Annotated in this window: 11 protein-coding genes and 1 pseudogene; 10 read left to right on the plus strand and 2 right to left on the minus strand. The window is 62.8% G+C overall.

The features are described 5' to 3' along the window. The first annotated feature begins 36 nt into the window (after positions 1-36). From HV823_RS24885 to HV823_RS24925, 9 genes are all read left to right on the plus strand, one after another. The gene (locus tag HV823_RS24885) at positions 37-315 is read left to right on the plus strand and encodes a type II toxin-antitoxin system RelE/ParE family toxin (protein ID WP_176952368.1); all 279 of its coding nucleotides are present in this window, start codon (positions 37-39) and stop codon (positions 313-315) included. An 11-nt stretch (positions 316-326) separates the two neighbouring features. Then, on the plus strand, positions 327-614 hold the full coding sequence (locus HV823_RS24890; protein WP_176952369.1) for a HigA family addiction module antitoxin: 288 nt from the start codon (positions 327-329) through the stop codon (positions 612-614). A 329-nt stretch (positions 615-943) separates the two neighbouring features. Next, the gene (locus tag HV823_RS24895) at positions 944-1117 is read left to right on the plus strand and encodes a hypothetical protein (RefSeq protein WP_176952370.1); all 174 of its coding nucleotides are present in this window, start codon (positions 944-946) and stop codon (positions 1115-1117) included. A 19-nt stretch (positions 1118-1136) separates the two neighbouring features. Beyond that, positions 1137-1850 (plus strand): IS6 family transposase, encoded by a 714-nt coding sequence (locus tag HV823_RS24900; protein ID WP_176952371.1) that lies wholly within the window; start codon positions 1137-1139, stop codon positions 1848-1850. A gap of 277 nt (positions 1851-2127) precedes the next feature. Continuing rightward, positions 2128-3171: a helix-turn-helix domain-containing protein gene (locus HV823_RS24905; protein WP_176952372.1), complete on the plus strand. Its 1044-nt coding sequence runs from the start codon at positions 2128-2130 to the stop codon at positions 3169-3171. Positions 3172-3217: 46 nt separating this feature from the next. Further along, complete coding sequence (locus HV823_RS24910) at positions 3218-4318, plus strand: efflux RND transporter periplasmic adaptor subunit (protein WP_176952373.1); 1101 nt, start codon at positions 3218-3220, stop codon at positions 4316-4318. After that, a complete protein-coding gene (locus HV823_RS24915; protein WP_176952374.1) occupies positions 4315-5016 on the plus strand; it encodes an ABC transporter ATP-binding protein in 702 nt (233 codons plus the stop codon). Before HV823_RS24910 ends, HV823_RS24915 begins: the two co-directional genes overlap by 4 nt. Next, positions 5016-6158 (plus strand): ABC transporter permease, encoded by a 1143-nt coding sequence (locus tag HV823_RS24920; RefSeq protein ID WP_176952375.1) that lies wholly within the window; start codon positions 5016-5018, stop codon positions 6156-6158. The genes HV823_RS24915 and HV823_RS24920 overlap by 1 nt, the downstream gene beginning before the upstream one ends. A 46-nt stretch (positions 6159-6204) precedes the next feature. Next, entirely contained in the window at positions 6205-7356 is a 1152-nt protein-coding gene (locus tag HV823_RS24925; protein WP_425487699.1) for an ABC transporter permease, read from the plus strand. A gap of 470 nt (positions 7357-7826) precedes the next feature. On the opposite strand, the pseudogene HV823_RS24930 reads toward HV823_RS24925, so the two are convergent. After that, positions 7827-8098, minus strand: a pseudogene (locus HV823_RS24930) (transposase domain-containing protein); the annotation flags it as partial. On the opposite strand from HV823_RS24930, the gene istB reads away from it, so the two are divergent. Further along, positions 7982-8665 carry an IS21-like element helper ATPase IstB gene (gene istB, locus HV823_RS24935; RefSeq protein ID WP_425487700.1) on the plus strand — a complete coding sequence of 228 codons (684 nt, stop codon included), beginning with the start codon at positions 7982-7984 and terminating at the stop codon, positions 8663-8665. The pseudogene HV823_RS24930 and the gene istB overlap by 117 nt on opposite strands. Positions 8666-9010: 345 nt before the next feature. Here the strand turns inward: istB and HV823_RS27145 are convergent. Next, positions 9011-9978 (minus strand): M10 family metallopeptidase C-terminal domain-containing protein (locus HV823_RS27145; protein WP_210270928.1); only part of this gene is annotated, 968 nt, incomplete at its 5' end.

Below are 9978 nucleotides of genomic sequence, written 5' to 3' on the forward strand. Positions count from 1 at the left end.
GCGATACGCGATACGCGATACGCGATACAGAAAACTATGATCGTCAGCTTTCGGCACAAGGGCCTCGAAGCCTTTTACCGCACCGGTACAACCAAAGTCATTCAAGCCGCCCATGCCCGAAAGCTCGGGATGATCCTGGCCATGCTCGATGTGGCCAAGGAATCGCAGGACCTGAATCAACCGGGCTTGCGGCTGAATCCTCTGAAAGGCGACCTGAAAGGGCATTGGTCGGTGTGGATGAATGGCAATTGGCGCATCCCCTTCCGTTTCGACGGGGCTGACGTCGAACTGGTCGATTATCAGGACTACCACTGAGGACACGAACCATGATCCATACCCATCCTCATCCGGGCGAAATCCTTAAAGAAACGGTTATTGAGCCGCTGGAACTCTCCGTGACCGAAGCCGCCGAGCGGTTGGCCATGTCACGGGTGGCGCTGTCGCGGGTACTCAATGGCAAGGCCGGTATCAGCCCGGATCTGGCCCTTCGGTTGGAAAAGGCCGGGGTCAGCACGGCGCGCTTCTGGATCAACCTGCAGGCCAACTATGACCTGTGGGTGGCCATGCAGCATGAGCAACCGCCAGTGCGGCCGCTCCAAAACGCGGCGGCCTGAAATGGAAGCCGGCGACACCCTGGACCGGGTACGGTCCGCAATAGCCGGTCAGCTCGACCGGCCACGCTGACGGGCGAGGAACGGCGGTACTACTACAACCTGCTCGATGACGTGATGGCCAACCCGAGTCCGGATGAAATCAGCGCGATGGCTCGCCTCGGGAGCGAGCCGGGCGCAGTCGGATATGACGATGTAGGTCACTTAGTGCAGCGCCAGTCCACAATATACGGTCCAGAGAAAAGCCGCTGAGAGGCAGCGGCTTCATTTCGCAAGTAGGATCAGGCTGCTAGTTGGGAGGCATCGGCGATGCGCTTGGACAGGCCCCAGATATGGCCGAACGGATCGAGCACGGCGGCGGAACGACCGCCTCTATCGTCCAGTTGGGCGGCATCACGGATGGTCGCCCCGGCCGCGACGGCCCGGCTGACAACCGCATCGAGCTCCACCACGGTCAGATTGAGAACGGCGCTGACGGCATCGTAACGTTAAGCGGGCATTGGTGAAAATGTGGCATCTGGTGGCATGACCAGACTGGCCCGTGATCCGCTTTATCGACGTCATCGATTTCCCGCAGAGGTGATTGCCCATGCGGTGTGGCTCTATTTCCGATTTCCCCTCAGTCTGCGCATGGTCGAGGATATGCTGGCCGCCCGTGGTGTCATCGTCTCTCACCAAACAGTGAGGCTCTGGGCGGAGAAATTCGGCAGATACGCCAATGATATCCGGAAGCGATCAGCCGGCAGGCTCGGCGATAAGTGGCACCTCGATGAAGTTGTCATCACCATCGGTCGAAAGAAACACTGGCTTTGGCGCGCCGTTGATCAGGACGGCTTTGTTCTTGACGTGCTGGTTCAAAGCCGCCGCGATGCCAAGGCTGCAAAGCGTTTAATGCGAAAGCTTCTGAAAGGGCAAAGCCGTTCGCCACGCGTGATGATCACCGACAAGCTTGGATCCTACGGTGCGGCGAAACGTCAGATCATGCCCGGCGTCGAGCATCGTTCGCATAAGGCCCTGAACAATCGGGCGGAAAACTCCCATCAGCCAATCCGACGGCGGGAACAGATCATGAAGCGCTTCAAGTCGGCACGACACCTTCAGCGCTTCACTTCCATGCACGACCCGATTGCCAACCTCTTTCATATTCCCCGCCACGACATTCCATCCGCCCACCATCGTGAACTGCGAGCCGTAGCCTTGGGTACCTGGCACCAGATCGCACGCCTTCAAGCCGCCTGAACCAAAGCCTCAATTCCACATCTTGAATGCGCAGCGTTAACGTTACAGTGCCCTTACAACCCCGCTCCGACTGACAGCCGCTGGCACTCATGTTTTGCTGGGTCTTTTCGCCGAACAAGGAAAAGTTGGCGATATCGTGTTCTGGGCGGCCGTACTGCAATCAACGTCTCGCGAAAGACGGCCATAAAGGACCTCGAACACGATACAGGTCGCGAGAGATTGTCCTGCGGGTCAGGATATCGGAGACTGCCTCGTTTCATTCCTGCACCGGATATCCATGCCCTTCGTCCCGCTCTCCTTCGTCGTCGCTGTCCTGTTGCTCGTTCTCTTCGCCGCCGCCGTGCGCCACGGCGATGAAAGGCCGGTGAACCGGCCGTTTCTGGCGCTCATCCTCATCAGCGCGTTCCTGTCGGTGCTCTCCGGCCTGCGCTGGGGCTATGGCATGCAGGGCACCATCATGTTCCTTGCCCCGGTCTGCGCCGCCGCCGTGCCGCCGCTCGCCTATGCCGGGGTGACGGAACTGGTCCGCAGAAGCCGGACGTCTTTGGTCCGCCGTCTTGCCCTCCATGCCGTTCCCATGCTCATCGTCATCGTGCTTCTCGCGACGTGGCGCGACGCCATCGACATGGCGCTCGTGCTGAGCTTCGTCGCCTACGCGGTCGCGATCCTGCTTTTAATGCGACCGGGGACGGATGCCTTGCGCCTCGCGCCCTTCGAGGAGGCGGCACGCGCCTACCGCGCCATCCTCTTTGCAGCACTTGCTCTGCTTCTCTCCGCAGCGATCGACACCTTCGTGTTCCTCGATCTGACCTGGATGGGAGGACAATATGCTCCGCCGCTGATTGCGGTCGGCAATCTTGTCTCGCTGGTCATCCTGTCGATTGCCGCGGCCGCCGCCAGCCGAAGCCACGCGGTGGCGGAGACGGGCGAAGCGACGGTGCGGTCCGAAACAGGTAGCGACGAGGAGACGCTTTCCGCCGTCGAAGCGCTGATGGCGACCAAGCGTGCCTATCGCGATGTCGATCTCAATCTTGACCGGCTGGCGCGCAAGCTCGGTATACCGGCGCGGCGGATTTCCACGGCGATCAACCGGGCGACCGGCAAGAACGTCTCGCAATATGTCAACGAGCACAGGATTGCCGAGGCCTGCGCGCTGCTCGCCGAGACGGGCAAGTCCGTGACCGAGATCATGTTCGAGGTGGGGTTCCAGACCAAGTCCAACTTCAACCGCGAATTCCGCCGCGTCACCGAAATGTCACCGCTCGAATGGCGCGAGCGCAAGACCGCGACGTCCCCGATCGCGATCAAGCACGACCCATAACGCGTTTTAGGTCGCCGCTCTGCTATCGCCGGCCATGATGTCCGGCATGAACACACATTTCGACATCGCCGCCGAACAGGGCCGAAAACTGGCCGAGACGCTCAAGTCGCTATCGCTTGAACCCCTCCCCCGCGACAGACAGCTGCCGAAGCCGATGCTCCGGCGTCTCGTTCTTCCGGCTTGCCTTTCCGCGCTGGTGGTCGGGGCGGCCGCCGGCGCAGTCCTCTATCGGTCGGACGTGCTTCGCCATGTCGATGCCGCCCTGTCGGAGCCAGAGCGCGCGACGGTCGACCTTGTCGCCGTGACGAAGATGGAGGGCGAGCGATCCGCCGCTCGCAATCCCCTCCCCGTCGACCGCGAGGTCACCGGCTCCGGTTTCGTCGTCGCGCCAGACACGACGACCGTCTTTGCCAAATATGAAGGCAGGATCACGCAGATCGCCGTGGTGCTGGGCGACCGTGTCGAGGCGGGCCAGATTCTCGTTACGCTTGAGGATGCCGGCGCCCGGTTCGCGCTCGAGCAGGCGAGCGCCGCGAAGGTTCAGGCCGGTTTGATCCTCGCCGCTCGTGACATCGACCTTGCGCAGGCCGGCACCGTGCTGGACCGCACCGAAATCCTCGCCGCCCGCAACGCGACCTCCAGGCAGGCGCTTGAAGACGCACGCGCCGCCGCCGAGCGCGCCTCAAACGCCGTGGCGCAGGCCCGGCAATCCGCAGACAGCGCCGACCTCGCCATTCGCATCGCCGAGGAACGGGTGGCGGAACTGACCGTTCGCGCGCCCTTCGCCGGCACCGTCACCCGGCTCGACGCCCGTGTCGGCGATACGGTGCTCGCACGGATAGACAGCGTTCGCGAAAGCCAGAGCTTGCTGACAATCGCAAACACGAAGAGCCTCGCGATCGACGCCGACGTGGCGGAAACCACCATCGCCGCGCTGAAGCCCGGCCTTCTCGGCCAGGCGGTGCTCGACGGTTTTCCCGACCAACCCTTCGCCGTCAGGCTGCTGCGGCTGGCGCCCGTCGCTTCCGTGGAAAAAGGTACCGTCACGCTGCACCTGTCGCTCGACGATCCGCCGGACGGCATCCTGCCGAACATGGCCGCCCGTATCCGCATCGCCCTTGATGAAACAGGAGAAAACCCGCAATGATCCAAGACATCGCCCCCTATATCGCGCTCATCGGCATCAGGAAGGCATACCGCATCGGCGGCGAGATGATGCCGATCTTCTCCGGGCTCGATCTCACCATCCCCCGCGGCGATTTCGTCGCCGTCATGGGCCCGTCCGGATCGGGCAAATCGACGCTGCTCAACATGCTCGCCGGCATCGACCGTCCGGATGCCGGCACCTTGAGCATCGGCACCAGCCGTCTCGACCAGATGGGCGAGGCTGCGCGCTCTGCCTGGCGGGCGCACAATATGGGCATCGTCTTCCAGTTCTATAATCTGCTGCCCATGCTCAACGCCGCGGAGAACGTCGAGCTGCCGCTGCTGTTGAAACCGCTATCGCGCAAGGAGCGGCGCCTGCGCGTCGAAAGGGTCCTCGACCTCGTCGGGCTGTCCGGGTGGGAAAAACAGTACCCCGCCATGATGTCCGGCGGCCAGCAGCAGCGCATCGGCATTGCGCGCGCCATAGTCTCCGATCCGGGCCTGCTTCTCTGCGACGAGCCGACCGGCGACCTCGATCGAAAATCCGCTGACGAGGTTCTGGACATGCTGCGCTTCCTCAACCGCGAGCTGGAAAAGACCATCGTGATGGTGACGCACGACCCGCAGGCCGCGCTTTACGCCCGCCGCACGCTACACCTCGACAAGGGCGATTTCGTCGAAGAGAAGAGGGCCGCCTGATGACCTTTTTAGACCTTGCCCGAAAGAATGCCTGGCGAATGCCGCTGCGCACCGTGCTCCTCATGGTCTCGATCGCGGTCGCTTTCCTCATCTACGGCCTGACCGCGAGCTTCATCAATGGTGCACAGGGAGCGGCTGGAGCCAGCGACGACCTTCTCGGCGTCACGAGTGCCGGCGGCCGCACGCAGCCGTTGCCGATGGCGGCGAAGTCGCGAATCGCCGCCGATCCCGGCGTGGCGGTGGTCGGCTATGTCAAGCGACTGCGCGGCTTCGTCGATGTGGAGAGGAATGTCGTTGCCATCAGCGCCGCCGATCCTGACCTGCTGATGACCGTCAACGGTAAGGAGTTGGGCCTGACACCCGCATTGGTTGGCGCAATCGGCCAGTCGCATGACAAGGTGCTGGTCGGCCGCGCCCTGGCCGAGGCGCAGGGCTGGACCGTCGGACAGCGCGTGACGGTCACCGCCTTCGACACACCGAGGGAGGACGGCGGTCGCGATTGGCGCTTCGAGATTGCCGGCATATTCGAGGGCGAAAGCGCCGCCACCGACTCCTACTTCATGATCGCCCGCTACGGCTATGTGAACGCCGCGCGTGCGCGCGCCAAGGACACCGTCGACGCCTTCGTCGTCCGCCCTCGCGCGGGCGTTTCGCCGGGGGAACTCGCCGCCAGGATCGATACGCTTTTCGCCAACTCCGCCACACCGACACGCACACAATCGGAAAAGCAGTTCCTGGAGGCGTTCCTGCGCCAATATGCCGATATCGAGCTGATCGTGAACCTCGTTGTCGGCGCGGCCTTCGTCACCCTCCTGATGATCGTCGTCAACATCATGGTCTTTGCCGTGCGCGAACGCACCTTCGAGATCGGCCTGCTGAAGACGCTCGGCTTTTCCCGCTTGCGCATCCTGGCGCTTATTCTCGGCGAAACCCTCTTCGTCTTCGCCGTGGGCGGCGGTATCGGCCTCGCCCTGGCAAAACTCGCCACCGTAGCCGCCGGCCCGGTGCTCGGGCTGGTCTTCTCCGCAGCGGTTTTGGCGAAGGCGATCGCGATCATCACCGTCCTCGGGCTTGCGAGCGGCGCGCTGCCAGCCTTCAACGCGATGCGGACCCCCATCATCAAAGCTTTCAGAACGAGGTAATCCCATGCCGATATTCGCCTCCACCCATAGAAGACAAGCGCTCGTGATGATCCGGACAAATTTGTCCAGCCTGCCGCGTCGTTTCGCGATTTCCGCCTCCATGGCCCTGTCGGTCGCGCTCGTCGTCTGCGTGCTCGCCGGCTTCCTGTCCATGGCAAAGGGGTTCGAGAGGGCGCTGAACGGCGCCGGCTCCCACTCCATCGCCGTCGTCCTCGGAGGCGGCACCAATCAGGAGACCGGCTCGGATATCCCCGCTTCCGTCATCCGCACACTCGACGCCATGACCGGTGATATGGGCGTCGTCCGCGATGCCGGCGGCAAACTCGTCTCTTCCCGCGAGATCGTCGTGCCCGTCGATGTGAGGCAGCGCACGCTGGCGCTGCGCGGCATGGATGCGATCGGCCCGTCGATTCGCGACGGCATCACGCTTTCGGCCGGCCGCGTCTTTGCGCCCGGTGCGCGCGAAATCGTTGTCGGAGACCGGCTTGCCGGAGAATTCGGCCTCGGCATGGGGGACACGGTCCGGCTCGGCGCCGTCGACTGGACGGTCGCCGGTCACTTTTCGGCCCGTGGCAGCGCCTTCGAATCCGAACTCTGGGCCGACCTCGACGCCGTGCGCGCCGCCTTCGACCGGCAGGGCCAGGTGCAAAGCCTGAAACTCCGCCTCACCGATCCCGCTTCGCTCAATCGCTTGCAAGAGTTTCTCTCCACGATCACGGAGACCCCGCTGGTCGCCGTCTCCGAAGCCGATCTATACGCAGCGCAATCCGGACGCACGGGGAGCCTCATCCGCCTGTTCGGCTGGCCTATCGCGCTGCTGATGGCTGTTGGGGCGACGGCGGGCGCGCTCAACACGATGATGAGTTCGGTTGCCGATCGGACCGTCGAGATCGCCACCGTGCGCGCGCTCGGCTTCAGCCGCCTTTCGGCCTTTCTTGGCACCTGGATCGAAGCCGTGGTGCTCGCAAGCGCCGGCGTCGTCCTCGGCCTCTTCGCGTCATGGCTGGCCTTCAACGGCTGGCAGGCTAGCACGATCGGCGCAAACAATACCCGCATGGCCTTCCAGCTCGCCGTGACGCGCGACATCCTGTTGACCACAGGCCTGCTCGGCCTTGCCATCGGCATCCTCGGCGGCGCACTGCCCGCCCTCGCCGCCACGAGATTGCCGCTGACAACGGCGCTTCGAGCGCGTGGTTAGCGAACGGCTACAACAAATCGCAAGGAACCTAAGGTCTTGAAGGGATATGAACCATCGGCCAGAAGGACGAGTTGGCAGCGGCATCGACGGCAATAGAAATATCGGCATCATCGAGCACGACGAAAGGGTTCTTTCCGCCCTCAGCTACACGTCAAACATTGACGTGCGTTTACAGGGGGATGATTTTTGGCGCAAAGCGTCCCAATTCGCCAATCAGTTTTACAGGTGATTAAGGGGCGGTTCTTCCTTAAACGGCGACATCATCATCCAGGCACGCTGCTAACTTGACAGGTTCTTCGATCGGCACCTACGGGTTTAAACACGCATTTGTGGCCCAAAGCCTGGCGTTTTTAGCCACTCCCGGACCTGGGCGGTAAAAGCTCCGATGTCCTCTTTTCCTGTTGGTTGTTTTGGCAGCGGACGGTCGGCCATGGGCCAAACAGCAGACTTCCGCCGTGTGTTCGCTCCCGGTAATTCCACGGCAGAAGTTCCTCGACCCGGCTCTGCTTGTGGCCGTTCACGATGGCTGTGAGTGTAGCGGTCAAATAGCCCAGCGGATCGACGGCATTGAGTTTGCAGGTCTCGATGAGCGAGGCGATGGTGGCCAGTTCTCGGCCGCGGTGTCGTGCCCTGCGAAGAGTGCGTTCTTTCGGTTCAGTGCAATCGGCCGGATGGTCCGCTCGACGCTGTTGCTGTCGATCTCCTGCAGTCGGAGATCGCCGAGAAGCAGGCCCGCTCCATTCGCTACCAGCTCAGCATCGCCAAGCTGCCGCTCGCCAAGGACATCGACGACTTCGACTTCGCCGATACGCCTGTCAATGAATCCCTGGTGCGGGAACTGGCTACCGGCACCTTCGTCGCCGATCAGCGCAATATCGTGCTCGTCGGCGGCACGGGAACCGGAAAGAGCCACCTGGCCATCGCCATTGCCCGAGCCCTCATCCGCAACGGAACACGCGGGCGCTTCTTCAGCGTCGTTGACCTGGTCAATCGCCTGGAAACGGAAACGCGCAGCGGCAAGCAGGGGCGAACGGCCGACTATCTCAACCGTCTCGACTTCATCATCCTCGACGAACTCGGATACCTGCCGTTCGCCCAGGCCGGCGGCCAGCTCCTGTTCCATCTCATCAGCAGGCTTTACGAGCGCACTTCAATCATCGTCACCACGCACCTCGCCTTCGGCGAATGGCCGACGGTGTTCGGCGATGCCAAGATGACGACTGCGCTCCTCGACCGTCTGACCCATCACTGCGAGATCGTCGAAATCGGAAACGAGTCCTGGCGCTTCAAGAACCGTTCTCAAAGCTAAAGCCGAAGACGACCATCACCCGCACTTGGCCTACCCTCTGCAACCCCGGCCAGCGCCGGGCAGGCCAAGCGCTGATCTACACAACAAGGGGGTCAAAATTGGATAGTAAAAGGGGTCAATGCTCGGTGCTGATTGACAGCCAGAGGCGATGCAGCAATCGCAGCAGAGATCGCTGACCCAGGCGGCCGCCTATTACAACAATCCCGACCGCAAGCGTGGCCGGGCGGCGCGGTTGATTGTCTGACGAAGACCGATAGCGCGAGCAGGTGAACCTGTTGCTACTGGAGCAAACTCGCACTCCAGAAATGGCAACGCCTTCGCTCTGCTGAGAGCGAAGACGGCTCTCTACAAAATGAAATCGCCCTTGGTCAGGCCGATGATGCCGGTCAGTTCGATCTGGAAGTCGGCCTGCTGGTCGCGGTCGGTGTCGCCGTAGACGATGGTGCGGTCGTTCTCCGTGCCCTTTTCGTCGAAGATGCGGAAGATCACTTCGCCGGCCTTGCCGGTGAAGTCGTTCTTGCCGCGCCAGACGAAGTCCTGGTTGCCGGAGCGCGTGCTGTCGGCGTCGATCTTCGACAGGTCGAGCTTGTCCTGCGCGTGGACGAAGTCGGTGATGATGTCGCGCTTGTCGCTGCCCGAGAGCGGATTGTAACCGCCGTTATTGACAAGGCCGGACTGGCCGGGGGCGGAATCCTTGACCGAGGTGAAGACGAAGGTATCGCGGCCGGAGCCGCCGGTCATGATGTCGACGCCGGAGCCACCGATCAGCCGGTCATCGCCGGAGCCGCCCGAGAGCACGTCGTTGCCGCCCCGGCCCTCGAGCACGTCGGCGGCGGAGGTGCCGGTCAGCTTGTCCTTGCCGGAAGTTCCCCTCTTCGTTTCCGCCACGTCGGTGACGGCGACTTTGAAGGTCTGCCAGTCCTCATGCTTCGTGCCGATCGAGGGGTCGTCGAGGCGCACGGTAACGTTCAGCGAGGGGTTGGTCTCGTAGTCGAGCTTGGCCCCCTTCTTCAGCCATAGCGCGCCGTTCTTGATCTCGAACAGCTTCGCGTCGCTGCCGGCGAGCGACAGCTTGTTGTTGCCGCCGTCGGGGTCGGAGATCTTCAGCGTCGCCACCTTGCGCGCCGAGGCGGTCGAGGCACCCTCGGCGATCTGGCGCAATGTCTGCGTGGCGACGAGCTCCGGTGCGTCGTTGACCGGGGTGACGGCGAGGTTGAAGGTTCCGGCGACCGGTGTCGAGCCATCCTCGTTGCCGTCCTCGACGGCGACCTTGAAAGAAGCCTTGGTCAATTCTGCGCCGGAATGGACGAAGC

The organism is Mycoplana rhizolycopersici, assembly GCF_013378445.1.
Classification (GTDB): Bacteria; Pseudomonadota; Alphaproteobacteria; order Rhizobiales; family Rhizobiaceae; genus Mycoplana; species Mycoplana rhizolycopersici.

Excerpts from the sequence above, each read along its gene's own strand:
- HV823_RS24890 (WP_176952369.1), top strand. The coding sequence starts at position 327 with ATGATCCATACCCATCCTCATCCGGGCGAAATCCTTAAAGAAACGGTT.
- HV823_RS24925 (WP_425487699.1), top strand. The coding sequence starts at position 6,205 with ATGATCCGGACAAATTTGTCCAGCCTGCCGCGTCGTTTCGCGATTTCC.
- HV823_RS24900 (WP_176952371.1), top strand. The coding sequence starts at position 1,137 with ATGACCAGACTGGCCCGTGATCCGCTTTATCGACGTCATCGATTTCCC.
- HV823_RS24885 (WP_176952368.1), top strand. The coding sequence starts at position 37 with ATGATCGTCAGCTTTCGGCACAAGGGCCTCGAAGCCTTTTACCGCACC.
- HV823_RS24910 (WP_176952373.1), top strand. The coding sequence starts at position 3,218 with ATGAACACACATTTCGACATCGCCGCCGAACAGGGCCGAAAACTGGCC.
- HV823_RS24920 (WP_176952375.1), top strand. The coding sequence starts at position 5,016 with ATGACCTTTTTAGACCTTGCCCGAAAGAATGCCTGGCGAATGCCGCTG.
- HV823_RS24895 (WP_176952370.1), top strand. The coding sequence starts at position 944 with ATGGCCGAACGGATCGAGCACGGCGGCGGAACGACCGCCTCTATCGTC.
- HV823_RS24915 (WP_176952374.1), top strand. The coding sequence starts at position 4,315 with ATGATCCAAGACATCGCCCCCTATATCGCGCTCATCGGCATCAGGAAG.
- HV823_RS24905 (WP_176952372.1), top strand. The coding sequence starts at position 2,128 with ATGCCCTTCGTCCCGCTCTCCTTCGTCGTCGCTGTCCTGTTGCTCGTT.